This window comes from Pseudomonas sp. RGB, assembly GCF_007713445.1.
GTDB lineage: Bacteria > Pseudomonadota > Gammaproteobacteria > Pseudomonadales > Pseudomonadaceae > Aquipseudomonas.
The window spans coordinates 201,311-220,677 of the sequence record NZ_VMSH01000004.1 but is presented as its reverse complement, the minus strand read 5'-3'; the positions used below and the strand labels follow the sequence as shown (position 1 = coordinate 220,677).

Genomic DNA, 19,367 nt, shown 5'->3' with positions numbered 1-19,367 from the left:
GATAGGCTTAAGGGCATTCGCTTAAGCCTTCTGTAGCACAAACACCAAGCAAAAGCGTGTACCTGCTCCAGTGCTCTCAACGGTTACCCGCCCGCCATGCAATTGCATAATTGAACGGACGATTGCTAATCCCAAGCCACCAGAATCGTCCGGCTGATTGCGTGACGGGTCGCACCGGTAGAAGCGCTCAAACAACCGAGGTAGATGTTGCGCCGAAATCGGCGGGCCTTGGTTGTGCACAGTGACTTCGACCCTGTCCTCCCACACCACACTGCTAATCGTCACTGCGCTAGCAGTAGCGCCATAACGCAGCGCGTTGGACAGCAGGTTAGCCAATGCTCGACGGACCAAGGCCGGATCAGCACGCACGTGGTCATGGGCCTGATTGATCAGCGTGACGTCACGCTCTTGCGCCACGCCTTCAAAATACTCACACAGTTGCTGGACTAGATCGTGCAGGTTGATGAGCTCATCACTCACCGATGCATGCGACTGCTCGTTACGAGCGAGAAACAGCATGCTGTCGATCATTCGCGCCAGACGCTCATATTCTTCCTGATTGGAAACCAGCAGGTTCTGGTAGTCCTCAATTGAACGACCATGCCTGAGCGATTGTTGGGTATGCCCCATCAGGTTAGTGAGCGGGGTGCGCATTTCATGGGCGAGATCCTCTGAGAATCGTGAGAGCTGGGCGAAGCCCTCTTCAAGGCGTGCGAGCATTTGATTAAGCGCCTGGCTGAGCACTTGCAGTTCACTGAATTCGTTGAACTCATCCAGCCGCAAATGCAGATGGTGTGCATCAATGGCAGCAGCACGCTTGGCCAGCAGGCGCACAGGTCGTAAGCCTCGCTGACTGACCCACCCGCCGAGTACAAAAGCCAGCAGCGCGCCCACCGACATCGCGAGCCAGAGCTTGAGTCGGTAAGCCCCCAGCATTTGCTCGCGCTCGTTCAACAACTTGCCAGCAATCAGGGTCAAGCCGCGATCACCCTGCATGACATGCTGCCAGGCAAGCCGCACCGGCATCGAAGTGTCACCGTCACCCACCTGAGCCTGGGCTGCAGCCGGTAACCTGGGCAAGCTCATGCTGACGGGGTTGATTTCGATCAGCACCTGGCCTGTGTCATCGATGATCCACAGCAGGTTGTCGCGATTGCCCAGCATGTTTTCGTATAGCTTGGGCCGATTTCTGAGTTGCTCGACGCTGACACTGTCGTTGATCAACGCCTGCATGCGCTCCAGGCGCCCGAGCAGGGCCTGGTCATCGCGCCAGGCGATTTCTCGCTGTAACGACTGGTAAAGATAAAAACCAATGGAGCCCAGCAGCAGCGCACTGACCAACGCGAACATGACCGCCAGGCGCAGGCTCAGGGCGCGCGGAAACAGTTTCAGGATTGCACCTCAAGCATGTAGCCGATGCCACGCACTGTCTGTATCAACTTGAGCGGGTAAGGATCGTCAACCTTGGCGCGCAGTCGCCGGATGGCGACGTCGACCACATTGGTATCACTGTCAAAGTTCATCTGCCAGATCTGCGAAGCAATCAACGAGCGCGATAGCACCTCCCCTTCACGGCTGACCAGCAGGTGCAACAGGGCAAACTCCTTGTTGGTCAAGGTAAGGCGCTCTCCCCCGCGCGTAACTTTACGCCGCAACAGATCCAGGCTCAGGTCTGCAACCAGGAACTGCTCGACCTCACGTGGCGGCCCCCTGCGCAGCAGAGTACGTACGCGCGCCAACAACTCGGCATAGGAAAAAGGTTTGACCAGGTAATCATCGGCCCCTGACTCAAGCCCCTTGACCCGATCCTCCACAGAGTCCCTGGCAGTCAGAAAAAGCACCGGGGTTTGCCACTTGCGTCGAATAATCTGCAGCAATTGCCATCCGTTCAGGCCCGGCAGCATGACGTCCAGAATAATCAAGTCGAACTCACTTTCCTGCGCCAGATACTGGCCCTCCAGGCCATCCAGGGCGACTTCCACCACGTAACCCGATTCAGTCAGGGCTTTGTGCAGGTAGTCCGCTGTTTTCGCTTCATCTTCTACAACCAGGATACGCATCTTTTCCTCCGGAACTGGCGCATAGGCTAGCGCGCCCGAGCGTTTTGGCACATTACATCTTGGTAATCATCAGGCAATCATTCTGACGGAGTGCACGGGGCATCATGCCTGGCCATGACTCAGCCAGACCACACAAAGGACAAAGCATGCGTATACGCCTATCGACCTCATTGCTGATGTCACTCGCAATGAACTCAGCGCTCGCCGTTGCAGCCCCGGATCAAGTGCTGCAGCGCAACGACGTGTCACTGGCAATGGCCAATGATTTGCTGAACGCCGCGCTGACAGCCTGTCATGCCGATGGCCGTACAGGTGTTGCTGCCATTGTCGACCGTGGGGGCAATCTGGTCGCCTTACAGCGTGACGATAACGTGGGCCCACACAACACATTAGCCGCCCAACGCAAGGCCTATACCGCCCTATCGACCAAGACGCCAACACGACTATTGGCAGAGCGTGCCCGCAGCACCCCCGATGCGGAAAACCTCAACACCCTGCATGAGCTATTGCTGCTGGGCGGCGGCGTGCCGTTGCTGTTTGAAGGGCAAGTCATTGGCGCGATCGGCGTGGCCGGTGCCGGTGGTGCAGCAAACGATGAAGGTTGCGCATTGGCCGCTATCAACAAAATCTTACCTACCGTCAAAAACTAAGGACATCATCATGACTGGATTAAAAACGTTCTTCGCGGGCCTTGTATTGAGTGTCGTATCGTCACTGGCGTTAGCGGCAGGAAACCCGCTCAGCGTGCATGTACTCAACTTACAAGATGGTCTGCCCTCCCCTGGCGTCAATGTCACGCTGGAAAAACAGGACGGCAAAAGCTGGAACATGCTCAACAGCGCCGCGACAAATGAGCAAGGGCGTATTCCCGGGTTGTACCCCGATGGTCAGGCGCTGGAGAAAGGCACCTACCGTGTCACCTTCAAAACCGGGGAGTGGTTCAAAGCGCACAAAGTTGCAAGTTTCTTCCCGGAGGTACCGGTCATTTTTGAGGTAGACGGGACACTTTCGCACTACCACATCCCATTACTGCTCAGCCCCTACGGTTTCTCTACCTACAGAGGCAATTGAGCGTCGACCCGACAGAGCAACAAGGCCTCCCCTGATCTCATGGGCGGCCTTTCTTTTTGATTATTTTGCATCACCACCCACCTTGATATCGAAGGCGCAGGCGATCCGTTCATGACAGCAGGCATGACCGTGCGCAGCACAGCAAAAAAGTCACCTCGCCCAGACAGTGGCCGCCGCTGTGTCGATAGCCGTTGCGCGGTGCCTGCTTCCAACCCCGGCTCAGACGAGCAGCCCACATCGAAAAAAAAGCACACCTGGAACGCTTTGCCTGGTCATGGGCCGAAGAAGAGCCTGGATGACCACTCCCTCAGCGGTGCAACGCCTTGGTCCGGCGGCGCAAATACCGCACCAGCGCCGCAAGGGCTACAAGTGCTACCACCCCGATGAAGATTGGCAGGCGATACGGTCTCAGGTCGCCAAAGAAATGCTGCAATGCTTCGCCAGCCCAATAGCCGGCGCTGACGAACAGGGTGGCCCAGATCGCCGCACTCAAAACATTGATCAGGGCGAAACGCCAGGGCGCCAGACCGCTTGCACCGATCACCATAGGCCCCACCAAGCGCATTCCGTAGAGAAAGCGCACAGCGAATACAGACGTCATGGGGTAGCGATGGATAAGGCGCTCCACCCGTTGAATGGCAGACTGGTGACGCTTCAGTTTGGGCAGCAGGCGACTCCCGGAATAACGTCCGGTCCAGAACAGTAACTGATCGCCGAGTATGCCGCCCAGGGTGGCCCAGCCGATCACATGCAGCCATTGCAGAGTGCCCTGGTGTGCAGCCATACCGCCGAGGAGCAAAACTGTTTCGCCTTCCAGCAGGCAGCCCACGAAGATGACCCAGTAGCCGTAGACGGCAATCAGAGCGTTGAGGTCGAAATGTTCGAACATGGGCATTCCTGGATGCGGTGGAGGCAATGGCGGCATCATTGCATTTGTTTGACCCAGCATTAATGGGCATAAACAGATCTGTTCCTCGATCGATTCACGCCAATGCTTTTGTAGGCACGTTCAACGCCTTGGCGAGCCGGGTATGCGCCCCGCCGAGCCATACCTCGGTGATTGACCTAAGGTCGGTGGCCAGTTGATCCGAGTGATTGTCTTATCCATTGCGCTGCGCCTTACCAATAAATAGATATGGGCAGGCTTGCAGGCCTATAAGCACTTGGGAGTATCAGGTCCTCGCACAGCCAAAGCAAACGCCCTGGGCAGTGCGAGGGAAAGCTGTAGAAGCCCTCTCCTTGCGGCTTAGCGGCGCAAGAGACGGTCTAGCACAAGCAGGGCTATTGCGCCGATGGCCAGTGCAGCAACCGGTTTTTCCTTAACGAACGTAGACACGCTGTCGAGTGCATCGCCATAGGTTTGGGTCAGCTGACCAGAAGCTTGACGTCCAGCGCCTTCAGCTTGCAGCTTCGAATCACCCATCAGCTTTCCGACCGCGCTCTGCGCCTTGCCGGCCAGCTTCTCTGCAACACCTTCAACCTGTTCACTCTTCATATTCATAAACCTTCGTGTCAGTGGGACGCTCAAAAAAAACCCACTGCGATGGCGCCACGTTCAACACCATCGCAGCCAAGGGATGTGGACAGAAAAGTTGACCGGTGGTGAAGAGTCGGAGTTCCACTTTTAATGACCACCGCTCGTCAGTGACGCCCCGAACGCGCTCAACCCCCAAGTTGTCCTAGAATGATCTGAATTTCGCCGAGGCGCTAAAAATGATCGATGCAGAACTGCTGAAACTGATGGTTGAAACCTCGGACGATGGCATTGTCATTGCGGAGCAGGAAGGCGATGAGCATATCCTGATCTACGCTAACCCCGCCTTTATGCGCCTTACGGGGTATAGCGCTGACGAAACGCTGTACCAGGACTGCCGCTTCCTGCAGGGTGACGACCGAGACCAGGCGGGCCTGGTTGCGATCCGCGAGGCGATCAAGTCGCATCAGCCGTGCCGGCAAATCATTCGCAACTACCGTAAGGACGGCAGTGCCTTCTGGAATGAGCTATCGATTACTCCCGTGTTTAACAAGGCAGATCAGCTCACCTATTACATCGGCATCCAGAAGGATGTCAGCGTCGAAGTTGCGGTCAGCGAACGCGTGCGCGAACTTGAAGCGCAAGTCGCCAGCTTGAAAGCTCAACTGGATCAATCGCATAGGCTGTCATAGGGCAAGGCACCCTCACGGCTGCTGGCGTAGTTGACGATCACGCCGGCGCCGTCCTGGGCCAATTGCTCGGCAATCGCCGCGCCGATACCCTTGGAAGCGCCGGTCACAGGCGGGTCAGAGTCGATCCCGCGCGATGCCGCTACGCGTGCGAAGAATATCGGCCAGCACCGCCAACGCGATTTCCGCCGGGGTCTTGCTGCCCAGGTTCAAACCGATAGGCGCGTGGATGCGCGCCAATTCGGCCTCGCCCAACCCGCCAATGCGTCGCAGGCGCTCGAAGCGCTTTTGTGAGGTGCGCATCGAACCCATTACGCCGATGTAAAACGCGTCGGTGCGCACCGCCTCCATCATTGCCAGATCATCAATACGCGGATCATGAGTCAACGCGACCACCGCCGTGTCGCTGTGGCAGCCGCCGTCAGCGATGAACACCGACGGCAGCTGGCGTCGGATCTCGACGTTGTGCAGCACCACGCCCTCGAGCACCTCGTCGCGGGGATCGCACAAAATCACCTCAAACCCCAGGCCCACGGCAAACTCGGCGCAAGCCTGGGCAACACTGGAATAGCCCGCCAGCAACAAACGCTGCGCCGCGCCGACGCGCACACGGACCCGGTCGATCTCGCGCTCGATGCACGCGCCCTGCTCGCTGTCTGCACGCACGCGGCGCGCACCGCTGGCCAGCTCGACTTCGCGGATCAATCGGCGCTGGCCCAGCAACGCGCACTCCAGCTCGCGCAGATGGGCCTGAACCTCGCAGTCCGGCGCAAGCTTTTCCACCAGCACATCAAGCACGCCGCCACAGGGCAGGCTGACTCGCGAGCGCGGGTCCTCGCCTTCGCCGTAACGAACGACGTTGACTGCCTGTTCGAACGCGCCTTCGGCTACCCGCTCAAGGAAGTCTTCCTCAACGCAGCCGCCCGACAGCGAGCCGATCCATTGCCCGCTCACGTTCACTGCCAGCAACGAACCCGGCGCACGGGGCGCCGAGCCGTAGGTGGCGAGCACCGTGCACAGCCAAACCGGCTGGCCGGCCGTCGACCATTCCAGCGCACGGCGAATGACTTGCAGATCCAGATGCTGCATGTCAGTGCGCCTTGTGCTCGGCTGGTGGTGCATCGGCCTGAAGCTTCTGCACGTCGCTGACCGCCAGCTCACTCGATTGGCCGCCCCAACCCTGGCGCAGATAGTTGAGCAGATCGGTCAGCTGTGCCTGATTGAGCTTGTCGGCAAAGCCAGGCATTGGTTGCATGCGTTCGAACCCGGTGAATGTCTGCTCGCCGATGCCGTCCTCGATCACCCGCAACAGGTTGCGCGGATCGTCCAGGCGCAGCGTGGTGTTGCCGCGCATGGCCACGGCGATGTGCGGTTTGCCCTCGCCGTTCGGCGCGTGGCAACCGGCGCACACGTTCAGGTAATCCTGACGACCGCGTTGGGCGCTTGGGCTCATTTTGTCGAGCGGCACTTCGGTCAACACTGCGGCGGTTGGGGCGGGATCGCCGAGCAGGTAGGTGGCCATCGCCGCCAGGTCCGGGTCACTCAGGCCCTGGGTGCTGTTGTGGAACACCGGGAACATCTCGTTGAACATCGTGCCCTGGGCGCTCATGCCGTGCTTGAGGAAGGTGCTCAGGTCCTGTTGATTCCAGCCGCGAGCGGCCAGGTCAGTGGCCAACAGGCTCGGCGCCAAATAGCCGTTGAGCAGGCCGCCGGTCAGGCGTTTATCCTGCTGCATGGCGCCAGGCAAGCCGCGTGGGGTATGGCATTCGCCGCAGTGGCCGAGCACTTCGACCATGTATTCACCACGCTTGAAGGTTTCGCTTTTGCCCTCGCCCGGCGCGAGTTTCACGTCTTTGGCGTAGAGCAGGTTCCAGCCCATCAGGCCCAGGCGCACGTTGAACGGGAAACTCAGGCGAGTGACCGGCGCTGCACGTTCAATCGGCTCGATGGTTTTCAGGTACGCATGGATCGCGTCCGAATCTGCGCGCGGCATCAGGTGATAGGAGGTGTACGGCATCGCCGGGTACAGGTTTGCACCATCGCGGCGTTTGCCTTCGGTCAGCGCGGCGAAGAATTCGTCATCGTTGTACAAACCAATGCCGTGCGCTTTGCTCGGGGTGATGTTGGTGCCATAGATGGTGCCGAACGGCGACACAATCGGCAGGCCACCCGCAAACGGCGCGCCGCCCGGTGCGGTGTGGCAGGCCATGCAATCAGCGGCGCGGGCAAGGTATTCGCCGCGCTTGACTTGATCATCCGCGTGCGCCAACAACACCGGCGCAGCCAGACCAACCGCCAATGCCAGGCGGGACAGTAGAGGCTTCATGCTTAACCCTCCTTGACCAGGCCGAGATCGGTGAGCACGTTACGGGTCGCGTTGTAGTAACGCACGTAGCCTGTGCAACGGCAGATGTGGTGACCGAGGCTGTCCTCGATGACTTTTTCCAGCTGACTGTTGACGATGGGCTGACGCTGCAGCTTCTCGACCAGTAAGGTCGCGGCATTGACGAAACCCGGTGCGCAGTAGCTGCACTGGAAGGCGAATTCATCGACGAAACGCTGCTGGATCGGGTTCAGCTCAGTGACGTTGCCCTGCTCGTCGCGAGTCGCGTGGCCTTCGATGGTCCGCACTTTTTTGCCTTCAAAATAGTGGGCGCCGGTGATGCAGGTGCGCACTTCTTCGCTGGTGCCGTCCGGGTTGTCGACGATCACCACGCAGGCGTGGCAAATGCCCTGGCCGCAGCCGAGCCGCGAGCCAGTGAGGTTTTTGTATTCGTGCAGGTAGTCGATCATCGGAAGGTCATCAGGGATGTCCACCGGGCCGATGGATTGACCGTTAAGGGTCAGTTGAAACGGACGGTTAGCCATTGAGGGCCTCCTTGATGCGCGCAGAAGTGATAGGCAGGTCGCGGACACGTTTGCCGATGGCGTGGGCCACGGCGTTACCGATAGCGCCGACGATCGGGATCATCACCACTTCTGCGATGCCCTTGGACGGGTCGCTCGGCGACAACGGCGGCAGGATTTCAGCCGTCTGGTTCCACACGGCAACGTGTCGGGCCATCGGCAAGCGGTAACGGTTGAAATTCCAGTCACCCTCCCCCGGCCCGCCTTCGTACAGCGGCATCTCTTCCATCAACGCATGGCCGATGCCCATGGCGATCCCTCCTTCGAGCTGCCCCTTGACCAGCTCTTCCACCAGCACCCGACCGCACTCGACCCACGAGTGGTGGTTGAGCACTTGCACTTGGGCGGAGCCCTTGTTCACTTTCAACTCCACCAGCGTCGCAACCGGGCTGTAGTAAGTCACCGCCGCGTTGTTCAACTGGGTGTCCGGGTAGTGGACGTTCTGGCGATCCAGCAGGTGGAAACCGTTGCTGGTCATCTGTGCCCGTTTCGCCTGCGGCGCGCCGTCGCCGTACTTCACCGCCAGACCATCCAGGGGCAGACGCTCGCGCACGCCGTCGATGCTGTACTCGGCCTCGGCCCAGCTCCAGCGGTTGAAGCCGTGCACGGTAGCGCCGGTCACCAGGCCCTTTTCGTGGGCGTGTTTGGCCAATTGCTCAAAACTCAGCGGCTGCATGCCGTTGGCGGTGAGTTTGCCGTCGACCCAATGCGCATCTTCGCGGCGCACCACGTACGGGTTGGCCTGGCCGCCGTAAGGGCCTTGGCCCCAGATCTGCAACGCTGCCGGCCACAAGCCGTGGTTGAACAGCACCCGGGAGGCTTCACGGGTGGCGTGGCTGAAGTAGTACGCGGAGTTGGTCGCCGACGAGGCCGACGCCAGTTTGCCGACCCAACGCGGGTTGCGCAGAAAACCATCCTGTTCGGCCTGGCTCATGGTGTACGGGTTGCCGCCCGTGATCAGTTGCAACTCTTTCCATTCGGTTTCGCCGGTCTTCACTTGCGTGGCCGGTATGCCGATGAAATCCGCCACCACCAGGGCTTGCGAGGTGGACATGCCGGTGCCGATTTCAATGCCGATATGGCGCAACGTCACGTGCCCTTCAGCGGTGAATTCGATGCTGGCCATCGGCGCCTCGGAACCGGTGCCGAAGTCTTTTTGGCAGATGGCAAAACCGACGCCATACCAGTTATCCGGGTCAGCGGCTTCGCGCGTCTTTTTGATCTGGTCGCGGTTTTTCCAGACGTCGTGGGCAGCCGCTTTGTCGAGAATTTCGTGCAAGCGCAATGCACCGGCCGGCACCGCGCCCTGGGTGTTTTTCATGCCCGACAGCAAGGCGTTTTTCTTGCGCAGGTCGATAGCGTCGATACCCAGGCGATCAGCGATTTCGTCGACCATCATCTCGGTCGACGCCATGCTTTGCAGGGTGCCGTAACCGCGCATCGAGCCCGCTTCCACCGCGCGCGAATGGTAGGCCGTGACCTGCAGATCGTTCTGCGGCATGTAGTAGATCGACTGCGCTGCCGTGGCGCCAACCGCGGCCACCGAAGGGCTGTAGTTGATGCGCCCGCCGCCATCGACGTTCATCTCTGCGCGAAAAATCTGGAAGCTGTGATCGTTTTTGTCTACCGCCAATTGGTAGCGGATATCGAACGGGTGACGCTTGATGCCGCTCTGAAACTGCTCATAGCGGTCGTTGGCCAGGCGCACCGGCACACCCGCGCCGTACAACGCAGCGAGGGCTGCGTAGTAGACAAAAATGTTGTGGTCCTTGGAGCCGTAACCGACGGTGTAGCCCGGGTGCATGTTCAGATTCGCCAGGCCGAAGCGCGAGGGCGCGATCATCTTCGCGGTTTCGGTGGCGGCTTCCAGCGGGCACTGGGTCGCGACAACAAAGTGCAAGGTCTTGGTGGCCGGGTCGTACCAGCCGTTGCCGTTGTCCGGTTCCATCGCGGCCGGCTCAATCGACGGGGTTTTGTAGCGCTCGTCGAACACCAGCCAGTGGTCGGGCGGCGCGTCGATCTGCTGCTTCATCCGGTCGGCGTAAAACAGCCCGCGCTCGGTGAGATTGCCGTGCAGGTCCGGCTGGGAATTCCACACCGGGCGACGGTTTTTCAGCATCGGAAACAGAATCGAATCCTTGAGGCTGGCGAATTCATCTTCGTCCGCCGAGGTCGCACCGCCGACGCGCACATAGCGGAAGCTGCCATACGGATCACGTTCGTAATACGGCGCTGGGGCGCCGTAACGGATCGCTTTGTCGTTGAATTTGAGCTTGGCCTTGGCCTGGCGGAACCGCTCGAAGTCGTTCCAGATCAGGATCGCCACGGGATGACCGATGAACATCGGCACCTGGCCTTCCGGCAACAGCGGATCCGGCGCGTGCTCTTCCGGGAAGACGATGCCGTCTTTGTCCAGGTCGGCGGCCGTCACGATGCGGTCAGGTTGCAGGTCGGCGCCAAGCCACGACAGATCGTAGCCGGCGTAGATGCGGTCGGCCTTGGTGATTTTCAGCAACATGGCGTGACCCTGTTGCTGCGGCCAGCCCGGCATGTCTTTGGAACGGATGTCGCGGGCAAAGACTTTGCTGCCGCAGACCTTGGACAAGGCATCGTTACGCGAGCGCGCCTTGCCATTGTTGCCGAGCCAATGCTCGGACGGCACGGTCACGCTGTTTTCCATCAACGCAGCCAGCGCCTGGGTGCTGAGCGGTGTAAGCGTCACGCTCACACCCGCCACCAGCCCGCCCTGAAGGAACGAGCGCCGGGAGATATCACGGTTGGACATGGATCATCCTCTGGGCGGTTATAGGTCCGCCCTTATGGTTATGTTCTGGGGATCTCGGGTCTGGCAGAAGCGCTTTTGCCGGAACAAAAGGCTGTGTGTGGCAGTGCAAAGCTGACCGAAAGGTTAACTTTATAGGTTTATGCGTCAGCCGCAAACAAGCTGTTACAAAAAACTGACCGAGGAATCAAACCAGCGAACCGCGTGCCAACGCGGCCTACAAGATCTTGTAGGTGCCAAGCCTGAACAAGTCCTCTATAAAACCCCGCACTTCCCCCATCCCCCAGGAACTCCCAGCCATGCACATGGAAGAGCACACGCTGAGCGCAATGAGCGACGAGCTCAAACTCAGGCTAGGCCGCTTTCGGCACGAGCAATTTGTCGAGAAACTCGGCTGGCGGCTGCCTGGCCATCCGCACCCGGCGGGTTGTGAATGGGATCAATACGACACCGAGCATGCGCGCTACCTCTTGGCGTTCAACGAGTACTGCGACATCGTTGGCTGCGCGCGTCTGATACCCACCACATTGCCAAACCTGCTGGAAGGTGTTTTCAGCCATACCTGCGCTGGCACGCCGCCCAAGGATCCTGCCATCTGGGAAATGACACGCTTCACCACCCGTGAACCGCAATTGGCCATGCCGTTGTTCTGGAAAAGCCTGAAGACCGCCAGCCTGGCAGGCGCCGATTTCATTGTCGGCATCGTCAACAGCACGATGGAGCGCTATTACAAAATCAACGGGGTCAACTACGAGCGATTGGGACCGGTCACCGTGCACCAGGACGAAAAAATCCTTGCGATCAAGCTCTCGGCTCACCGTGAACACCATCGAGGCGCCCGCCCGCCTTCAGCCTTCATGCCCGCCGCATTGTTGAAAGACACCGCTTGATACCGGCCGAGTCATCCTTTTGGGAGGGCTCGGCGGCAGTCGATGAACCTCAGATATACCCCAGCGCAACCGCGTAAGACACCGCCTGCACACGGTTGCTGGCGCCGATTTTGCGTTGGATGTTGCGGTGATGGTAATTCACCGTGTCGGTGCACACGCCCATGATCACGCCAATTTCCTCGGAGGTTTTGCCGTCTGCGGTCCAGCGCAGCACATCACACTCCCGTTCGCTGAACTCGACATCCGTATTGAACACACGCGCGTCACTCTCCAGCTCAGAAATTTTCTGGTGGGCCGCCGCGGCAAACGCTTTGGTCACCGGCTTCAAGGCTTCGAACTCCTGAAGGCTAATGACCTTGTCCTTGCGTGCGATGCTCAACACCCCTACCCGGCCCTGGACGTTGAACGAAGGTTGCGCCAGGCCATGACACAGATTCGAATCGTTGGCCTCGGACCACAGGTCCGAGCACCCCTTGAATAGCTCATTGCTCCACAAAATGGGGGCGGACGAGACTTTGCTGTGTTTCACCGTGGGGTCGATCGCCGCGTAGTTCGCTGCCTGATATCGCGCTATCCAGTCCTTGGGATAATTGCTGTACATATAGGTTTTCGGGCGCATGAACGGCGTCGCGCTGCACATGCCGTAGGCGAAAAAATCAAACTGCAGTTCACGTAAAGCCCTCAATGCAACAGCAGTAAACTCCTGCATGTTCATAGTTTGCGCAAAGATACTGTAAAAATAAGCATCCCATCCCAACAGCTGTCCTAATTCCATTTGAACACCACTAGAGTTGGAAACGAGTCGTGAGACTAGACCAACCTGAACTCATGTCAATACACAAAATTCAACGGTTATAGACCACTTCGCAATAGCGAAGGCTTTATTGTGCCTAACCAACTAACTAGCCATAGGCCATTGATAGCCAGGCGATGTTAGCGGGCTATCGTTGCGGCTTGGCCGACGAATGAACCTGCTGATTCATAATAGTGCAACACACTACCCGATGGACCGTATCCGCCCCCTCCATGGCGGAACCGCTACAAGATCTGGTAGTTCCTGCCGCGAGAAGTGCAGGTGTATAAACAACACGCCTCAGCACGCTCTCAATATACAAAGTTAAACCTGTAAATGCTGGCGCGCCTGATTAACTAAATATTTACTTGATTTTCGAAAAACCTTAATTTAACTAAGGAGGTTACGGCTTATGTCGGTTTCGCTTTCCGCCAGCGGCTTTAATGATCAGCTTGAACTTCGCCGTAAAAACCGCGCCACCGTCGAACAGTACATGCGCACCCATGGCCAAGATCGCCTGCGTCGGCATGAACTGTTCACCCCGGATGGCAGCGGCGGTTCGTGGAACACTGAAACCGGTGAACCCCTGGTATTCAAGGGCCACGCGAAACTCGCCGCCCTTGGCGTGTGGCTGGAGCAGTGCTTTCCAGACTGGCAGTTTCACAACGTGCGGGTGTTTGAAACCGACAACCCCAACCACTTCTGGGTCGAAAGTGATGGCCGTGGCAAGACCCTGGTCCCCGGCTACCCAGAAGGGTATTGCGAAAACCATTACATCCATTCCTTCGAATTGGACAACGGCAAGATCAAGCAAAACCGTGAGTTCATGAACCCCTTCGAACAACTGCGCGCCTTGGGCATTCCGGTGCCACGCATCAAGCGTGAAGGTATTCCCGCCTCATAAGCCCTTTCATTATTGGAGAGTGAACATGCCTACTCATGCAGCGCGACAACTAACCGCTGACGACAGCAGCGAACTTCGCCGCAAGAACCGCGCCACGGTCGAGCAATATATGCGCACCAAAGGCCAGGATCGCCTGCGCCGCCATGAACTGTTTACCGATGACGGTTCGGGTGGCTTGTGGACCACAGACACCGGCGCACCCATTGTAATCAGTGGCAAAGCCAAGTTGGCCGAACATGCTGTTTGGTCACTCAAGTGCTTCCCGGATTGGGAATGGTACAACGTCAACGTATTTGAAACCGACGACCCCAACCATTTTTGGGTCGAGTGCGATGGCCACGGCAAGATCCTCTTTCCAGGTTACCCGGAAGGGTATTACGAGAACCACTTCCTGCACTCCTTCGAGCTGCAAGACGGCAAAGTAAAACGCAATCGCGAGTTCATGAACGTCTTTCAACAACTGCGCGCCCTGGGCATTCCCGTGCCGCAGATCAAGCGTGAAGGCATTCCTACTTAATCCTTAGGGAGAGTAATCGCATCATGGAAGACTTACTGAAACGGGTTCTAAGTTGTGAAGCGTTCCAGCAGCCTCAATGGAGCGAGCCCTCACAATTGCATGACGCGCAGGCCTACCTCAGGGACAGCGCATCACTGATTCGCGTCGAAGACATCCTGGTGCTGCGTGCCACCTTGGCCAGGGTGGCGGCGGGCGAAGCGATGATCATCCAGTCCGGTGACTGCGCCGAGGACATGGATGAAAGTGCTCCCAGCCACGTGGCCCGCAAGGTCGCGGTGCTGGACATCCTGGCCGGTGCGTTCCGGCTGGTCACCCAGCAACCGGTGGTGCGCGTCGGGCGGATTGCCGGGCAGTTCGCCAAGCCGCGCTCCAACAATAGCGAGCGCATCGGCGATGTCGAGTTGCCGGTGTACCGCGGCGACATGGTCAACGGCCGCGAAGCGGTCTGCAACCATCGCCAGCATGATGCACAACGCCTGGTACGAGGCTATCGCGCCGCCCAGGACATCATGCACCACCTGGGCTGGAAGGAACCGGCCAGCAAGGAACAGCTCAGCGGCTCTCCCGCCTGGACCAGCCACGAAATGCTGGTGCTCGATTACGAACTGCCGCAAGTGCGCAAGGACGAACAGGGCCGGGTGTTTCTCGGCTCAACCCACTGGCCGTGGATCGGCGAACGTACCCGTCAATTGACGGGCGCTCACGTGGCACTGCTCAGCGAAGTGCTCAACCCAGTGGCCTGCAAGGTCGGCCCGGACATCACCCAGGACCAGTTATTGAGCCTGTGCGAGCGCCTGGACCCACGACGCGAGCCCGGCCGACTGACCCTGATTGCGCGCATGGGCGCCCACAAAGTCGCTGATCGCCTGCCACCGCTGGTTGAAGCGGTGCGCCATGCCGGCCACAAGATCATCTGGCTCAGCGACCCGATGCACGGCAACACCATCATCGCGCCGTGCGGCAACAAGACCCGCATGGTGCAGACCATCACCGAGGAAATCACCGCCTTCAAACATGCCGTGACCTCGGCCGGTGGTGTGGCTGCCGGCCTGCACCTGGAAACCACCCCCGACGACGTCAGCGAGTGCGCCTCCGATGCCGCCGGCCTGAGCCAGGTGGCCAGCCACTACAAAAGCCTGTGCGACCCGCGCCTGACCCCTTGGCAAGCCATCACTGCAGTGATGGCCTGGAAAAACCTGCCCTCCTCCACCCTTGCTTACCTTTGACTGGAGTTTGTCGCCATGACTGGCATTCCATCGATTGCCCCGTACTCCCTGCCTACAGCCCGCGACCTGCCCGTCAACCTCGCGCAGTGGCGCGTCGACCCCGAGCGCGCCGTGCTGTTGGTGCATGACATGCAGCGCTACTTCCTGCGGCCCTTGCCCGATGCCCTGCGTGAAGCCGTCGTGGCTAATTCCGCGCGCATTCGCCAGTGGGCTGTCGACCACGACGTGCCGGTGGCTTACACCGCCCAGCCGGGCAGCATGAGCGAGGCACAGCGCGGGCTGCTCAAGGACTTCTGGGGCCCTGGCATGAAGGCCAGCCCCGCCGACCGCGAGGTGGTCGACGCGCTGACGCCCAAGCCGGGTGACTGGCTGCTGACCAAGTGGCGCTACAGTGCGTTCTTTAACTCCGACCTGCTGGAGCGCATGCACGCCAACGGGCGCGATCAGTTGATCCTGTGCGGGGTGTATGCCCATGTCGGGGTACTGATTTCTACCGTGGATGCCTACTCCAACGATATCCAACCCTTCCTGGTTGCCGACGCGATTGCTGACTTCAGCAAGGCGCACCACTGGATGGCGATCGAATACGCCGCAAGCCGTTGCGCCATGGTCGTTACCACCGACGAGGTGGTGCTATGAGCCAAGCTGCCGCCCGCCTTATGGAACGCATTCTGCAACCGGTGCCCGAGCCGTTTGCCCTGTTGTATCGTCCGGAATCCAGCGGCCCGGGGCTGCTGGATGTGCTGATTGGGCAGATGTCGCAGCCGCAGGTCCTGGCCGATATCGACTTGCCTGCCCCCTCGATCGGTGCCCCGCACCTGGATGTACTCACGCTGATTCCCTACCGCCAGATTGCCGAACGCGGCTTCGAGGCGGTGGACGATGAGTCGCCGCTGCTGGCGATGAACATTACCGAGCAACAATCCATCGGCATTGAACAGTTGCTGGGGTTGCTGCCAAACGTGCCGATCCAGCTGAACGGCGAACGCTTCGACCTCAGCGACGCCCGCTATGCCGAGATCGTCAGCCAGGTGATCGCCAACGAAATCGGCTCTGGGGAAGGCGCCAACTTCGTGATCAAACGCACCTTTATGGCGGAAATCAGCGAGTACGGCCCCGCCAGCGCGCTGTCGTTCTTTCGTCATCTGCTGGAGCGCGAGAAAGGTGTTTACTGGACCTTCATCATTCACACCGGCAGCCGCACCTTCGTGGGTGCCTCGCCCGAGCGGCACATCAGCGTCAAGGATGGGCTCGCGGTGATGAACCCCATCAGCGGCACTTACCGCTACCCGCCGGCTGGCCCCTGTCTGACGGACGTCATGGCCTTTTTGGCCGACCGCAAGGAAGCCGATGAGCTGTACATGGTGGTTGATGAAGAGCTGAAAATGATGGCGCGCATTTGTGAAGACGGCGGCCACGTCCTCGGCCCTTACCTCAAGGAAATGACGCATCTGGCCCACACCGAGTACTTCATTGAGGGCAAGACCCGTCGCGACGTGCGCGACATCCTGCGCGAAACCCTGTTCGCCCCGACCGTCACCGGCAGCCCGCTGGAAAGCGCCTGCCGGGTCATCCAGCGCTATGAGCCGCAAGGCCGCGCGTACTACAGCGGCATGGCGGCGCTGATCGGCAGCGATGGCAAAGGTGGACGTTCCCTGGACTCGGCCATCCTGATTCGCACCGCCGACATCGATAATGGCGGCCAGGTACGCATCAGCGTGGGCTCGACCATCGTGCGTCATTCCGAGCCCATGACCGAAGCCGCCGAAAGCCGCGCCAAGGCCGCCGGCCTGATTGCTGCCTTGAAAAACCAGGCGCCCTCGCGCTTTGGCAGCCACCTGCAGGTACGCGCAGCGCTGGCCAGCCGCAATGCCTACGTCTCGGACTTCTGGTTGATGGACAGCCAGCAACGCCAGCAGACCCAGGCCGATTTCAGCGGGCGCCAGGTGCTGATCGTCGATGCCGAAGACACCTTCACCTCGATGATCGCCAAGCAGCTGCGGGCCCTGGGCCTGATAGTCACGGTGTGCAGCTTCAGCGATGAATACAGTTTCGACGGTTACGACCTGGTGATCATGGGCCCTGGCCCCGGCAACCCGAGCGATGTCCAGCTGCCGAAAATCGACCATCTGCACGTGGCCATCCGTTCCTTGCTCAGCCAGCAACGGCCATTCCTCGCGGTGTGCCTGAGCCATCAGGTGTTGAGCCTGTGCCTAGGCCTGGAGCTGCAACGCAAGGCCATTCCCAATCAGGGCGTGCAAAAACAGATCGACCTGTTCGGCAACGCCGAGCGGGTGGGTTTCTACAACACCTTCGCCGCCCAGAGTGCCAGTGACCGCCTGGACGTCAACGGCATCGGCACCGTCGAGATCAGTCGCGACAGCGAAACCGGCGAGGTGCATGCCCTGCGTGGGCCGTCGTTCGCCTCGATGCAGTTTCATGCCGAGTCGCTGCTCACCCAGGAAGGCCCGCGCATCATCGCCGACCTGCTGCGCCATGCCCTCATCCACACACCGGTCGACAGCAACGTGTCGGCGGCGGGGAGATAACCATGCACAACTACGTGATCATCGACGCCTTCGCCAGTGTCCCGCTGGAAGGCAACCCGGTTGCGGTGTTCTTCGACGCCGATGATTTGCCGGCGCCGCAAATGCAACGCATCGCCCGCGAGATGAACCTGTCGGAAACCACCTTCGTGCTCAAGCCACGCAACGGCGGTGATGCGCTGATCCGGATTTTCACCCCGGTCAACGAACTGCCCTTTGCCGGCCACCCGTTGCTGGGGACGGCCATCGCGCTGGGGGCGCACACCGACAATCACCGGCTGTACCTGGAAACCCAGATGGGCACCATCGCCTTTGAACTGGAACGCCAGAACGGCAACGTGATCGCCGCCAGCATGGACCAGCCGATACCGACCTGGACGGCCCTGGGCCGCGATGCCGAATTGCTCAAAGCCCTGGGCATCAGCGACTCGACCTTTCCCATCGAGATCTATCACAACGGCCCACGCCATGTGTTTGTCGGCCTGCCGAGCATCGCCGCCTTGTCGGCCCTGCACCCTGACCACCGTGCGCTGTCGAACTTCCACGACATGGCGATCAACTGTTTCGCCGGCGCCGGGCGGCGCTGGCGCAGCCGCATGTTCTCACCGGCCTACGGCGTGGTCGAGGATGCAGCCACCGGCTCGGCTGCCGGGCCGTTGGCGATTCATCTGGCGCGCCATGGCCAAATCGAGTTCGGCCAGCAGGTGGAGATTCTGCAGGGCGTGGAAATCGGCCGCCCTTCACTGATGTTCGCCAGGGCTGAGGGCCGCGCCGATCAACTGACGCGCGTCGAAGTCTCCGGTAATGGCGTCACCTTCGGGCGGGGGACCATCGTGCTATGAACCTTTCAGTACAAGGCAAGCCGCTGCTGGGTAAAGGCATGTCCGAATCGCTCACCGGCACACTGGATGCACCGTTCCCCGAGTACCAGACACTGCCCGCCGACCCCATGAGCGTGCTGCGCAACTGGCTGGAGCGCGCACGGCGCGTGGGCATCCGCGAACCCAGGGCGTTGGCGCTGGCCACCGCCGACGGCCAGGGCCGGCCCTCGACGCGCATCGTGGTGATCAGTGAGATCAGCGACACGGGGCTGTTGTTCAGCACCCATGCCGGCAGCCAGAAAGGCCGTGAGCTGAGCCAAAACCCGTGGGCGTCGGGCGTGCTGTATTGGCGCGAAACCAGTCAGCAGATCATCCTCAATGGCCAGGCCGTGCGCTTGCCGGACGCCAAGGCGGATGAGGCGTGGCTCAAGCGCCCGTATGCCACGCATCCGATGTCGTCGGTGTCTCGCCAGAGCGAAGAACTGCAGGATGTTCAGGCCATGCGCAACGCCGCTCGCGAACTGGCCGAAGGCCAAGGTCCGCTGCCGCGTCCCGAGGGCTATTGTGTGTTTGAGTTGCGCCTTGAATCGCTGGAGTTCTGGGGGAATGGGCACGAGCGGCTGCATGAGCGGTTGCGCTATGACCGCAGCGATACGGGCTGGAGGGTGCGGCGTTTGCAGCCCTGAT

20 protein-coding genes and 1 pseudogene are annotated in these 19,367 nt (G+C 60.0%); 11 read left to right on the top strand and 10 right to left on the bottom strand.

The genetic code is table 11. From position 1 onward, the window contains the following. Nucleotides 1-21: 21 nt before the first annotated feature. Nucleotides 22-1,392: a heavy metal sensor histidine kinase gene (locus tag FPT15_RS10690; RefSeq protein ID WP_145160709.1), complete on the bottom strand. Its 1,371-nt coding sequence runs from the start codon at nucleotides 1,390-1,392 to the stop codon at nucleotides 22-24. Continuing rightward, nucleotides 1,389-2,060, bottom strand: a complete 672-nt coding sequence (locus FPT15_RS10685; protein WP_145160707.1) for a heavy metal response regulator transcription factor — start codon at nucleotides 2,058-2,060, stop codon at nucleotides 1,389-1,391. Before FPT15_RS10685 ends, FPT15_RS10690 begins: the two co-directional genes overlap by 4 nt. Before the next feature lie 146 nt (nucleotides 2,061-2,206). Between FPT15_RS10685 and FPT15_RS10680 the strand changes: the two genes are divergently transcribed. Beyond that, on the top strand, nucleotides 2,207-2,710 hold the full coding sequence (locus tag FPT15_RS10680) for a heme-binding protein (RefSeq protein WP_145160706.1): 504 nt from the start codon (nucleotides 2,207-2,209) through the stop codon (nucleotides 2,708-2,710). Nucleotides 2,711-2,720: 10 nt separating this feature from the next. Continuing rightward, nucleotides 2,721-3,131, top strand: coding sequence for a hydroxyisourate hydrolase (uraH, locus tag FPT15_RS10675; RefSeq protein WP_145160705.1), 411 nt, complete (start codon nucleotides 2,721-2,723; stop codon nucleotides 3,129-3,131). Nucleotides 3,132-3,438: 307 nt separating this feature from the next. Here uraH and FPT15_RS10665 read toward each other — a convergent pair whose 3' ends face one another. Both FPT15_RS10665 and FPT15_RS10660 read right to left on the bottom strand, forming a co-directional pair. After that, on the bottom strand, nucleotides 3,439-4,020 hold the full coding sequence (locus FPT15_RS10665; protein ID WP_145160704.1) for a DedA family protein: 582 nt from the start codon (nucleotides 4,018-4,020) through the stop codon (nucleotides 3,439-3,441). Between the two features lie 357 nt (nucleotides 4,021-4,377). After that, nucleotides 4,378-4,626 (bottom strand): CsbD family protein, encoded by a 249-nt coding sequence (locus FPT15_RS10660; protein WP_145160703.1) that lies wholly within the window; start codon nucleotides 4,624-4,626, stop codon nucleotides 4,378-4,380. Nucleotides 4,627-4,844: 218 nt separating this feature from the next. Here FPT15_RS10660 and FPT15_RS10655 point away from each other — a divergent pair, with 218 nt between their 5' ends. Beyond that, the gene (locus FPT15_RS10655; protein ID WP_145160702.1) at nucleotides 4,845-5,297 is read left to right on the top strand and encodes a PAS domain-containing protein; all 453 of its coding nucleotides are present in this window, start codon (nucleotides 4,845-4,847) and stop codon (nucleotides 5,295-5,297) included. A 5-nt stretch (nucleotides 5,298-5,302) separates the two neighbouring features. Here FPT15_RS10655 and FPT15_RS10650 read toward each other — a convergent pair. The 5 genes and pseudogenes from FPT15_RS10650 to FPT15_RS10630 form a co-directional block, all read right to left on the bottom strand. Beyond that, nucleotides 5,303-5,404: pseudogene (locus FPT15_RS10650) on the bottom strand (SDR family NAD(P)-dependent oxidoreductase); the annotation flags it as partial. Nucleotides 5,405-5,411: 7 nt separating this feature from the next. Next, nucleotides 5,412-6,383: an XdhC family protein gene (locus FPT15_RS10645; protein WP_145160700.1), complete on the bottom strand. Its 972-nt coding sequence runs from the start codon at nucleotides 6,381-6,383 to the stop codon at nucleotides 5,412-5,414. A gap of 1 nt (nucleotide 6,384) precedes the next feature. Continuing rightward, nucleotides 6,385-7,620: a cytochrome c gene (locus FPT15_RS10640; protein ID WP_145160698.1), complete on the bottom strand. Its 1,236-nt coding sequence runs from the start codon at nucleotides 7,618-7,620 to the stop codon at nucleotides 6,385-6,387. A 2-nt stretch (nucleotides 7,621-7,622) separates the two neighbouring features. Continuing rightward, nucleotides 7,623-8,162: a (2Fe-2S)-binding protein gene (locus FPT15_RS10635; protein WP_145160695.1), complete on the bottom strand. Its 540-nt coding sequence runs from the start codon at nucleotides 8,160-8,162 to the stop codon at nucleotides 7,623-7,625. Continuing rightward, entirely contained in the window at nucleotides 8,155-10,986 is a 2,832-nt protein-coding gene (locus FPT15_RS10630; protein WP_145160693.1) for a xanthine dehydrogenase family protein molybdopterin-binding subunit, read from the bottom strand. Before FPT15_RS10630 ends, FPT15_RS10635 begins: the two co-directional genes overlap by 8 nt. 296 nt (nucleotides 10,987-11,282) lie before the next feature. On the opposite strand from FPT15_RS10630, the gene FPT15_RS10625 reads away from it, so the two are divergent. Further along, complete coding sequence (locus FPT15_RS10625) at nucleotides 11,283-11,873, top strand: acyl-homoserine-lactone synthase (RefSeq protein ID WP_145160691.1); 591 nt, start codon at nucleotides 11,283-11,285, stop codon at nucleotides 11,871-11,873. Between the two features lie 49 nt (nucleotides 11,874-11,922). On the opposite strand, the gene FPT15_RS10620 is transcribed toward FPT15_RS10625, so the two are convergent. Then, the gene (locus tag FPT15_RS10620; protein ID WP_145160689.1) at nucleotides 11,923-12,648 is read right to left on the bottom strand and encodes an autoinducer binding domain-containing protein; all 726 of its coding nucleotides are present in this window, start codon (nucleotides 12,646-12,648) and stop codon (nucleotides 11,923-11,925) included. A 430-nt stretch (nucleotides 12,649-13,078) separates the two neighbouring features. On the opposite strand from FPT15_RS10620, the gene FPT15_RS10615 reads away from it, so the two are divergent. The 7 genes from FPT15_RS10615 to phzG are packed head-to-tail and all read left to right on the top strand — an operon-like array spanning nucleotide 13,079 to nucleotide 19,366. Continuing rightward, nucleotides 13,079-13,570, top strand: coding sequence for a PhzA/PhzB family protein (locus FPT15_RS10615; protein ID WP_145160687.1), 492 nt, complete (start codon nucleotides 13,079-13,081; stop codon nucleotides 13,568-13,570). 25 nt (nucleotides 13,571-13,595) lie between these two features. Next, nucleotides 13,596-14,087, top strand: a complete 492-nt coding sequence (locus FPT15_RS10610; protein WP_145160685.1) for a PhzA/PhzB family protein — start codon at nucleotides 13,596-13,598, stop codon at nucleotides 14,085-14,087. A gap of 23 nt (nucleotides 14,088-14,110) precedes the next feature. After that, entirely contained in the window at nucleotides 14,111-15,313 is a 1,203-nt protein-coding gene (locus FPT15_RS10605; protein ID WP_145160683.1) for a 3-deoxy-7-phosphoheptulonate synthase, read from the top strand. 15 nt (nucleotides 15,314-15,328) lie between these two features. Continuing rightward, nucleotides 15,329-15,952 carry an isochorismatase family protein gene (locus FPT15_RS10600; RefSeq protein ID WP_145160679.1) on the top strand — a complete coding sequence of 208 codons (624 nt, stop codon included), beginning with the start codon at nucleotides 15,329-15,331 and terminating at the stop codon, nucleotides 15,950-15,952. 20 nt (nucleotides 15,953-15,972) lie between these two features. Beyond that, nucleotides 15,973-17,862, top strand: a complete 1,890-nt coding sequence (locus FPT15_RS10595) for an anthranilate synthase family protein (RefSeq protein WP_372241466.1) — start codon at nucleotides 15,973-15,975, stop codon at nucleotides 17,860-17,862. 2 nt (nucleotides 17,863-17,864) lie between these two features. Further along, nucleotides 17,865-18,701 (top strand): PhzF family phenazine biosynthesis protein, encoded by an 837-nt coding sequence (locus FPT15_RS10590; protein ID WP_145160675.1) that lies wholly within the window; start codon nucleotides 17,865-17,867, stop codon nucleotides 18,699-18,701. After that, nucleotides 18,698-19,366, top strand: a complete 669-nt coding sequence (phzG, locus tag FPT15_RS10585; RefSeq protein WP_145160673.1) for a phenazine biosynthesis FMN-dependent oxidase PhzG — start codon at nucleotides 18,698-18,700, stop codon at nucleotides 19,364-19,366. The genes FPT15_RS10590 and phzG overlap by 4 nt, the downstream gene beginning before the upstream one ends. Nucleotide 19,367 lies beyond the last annotated feature (1 nt).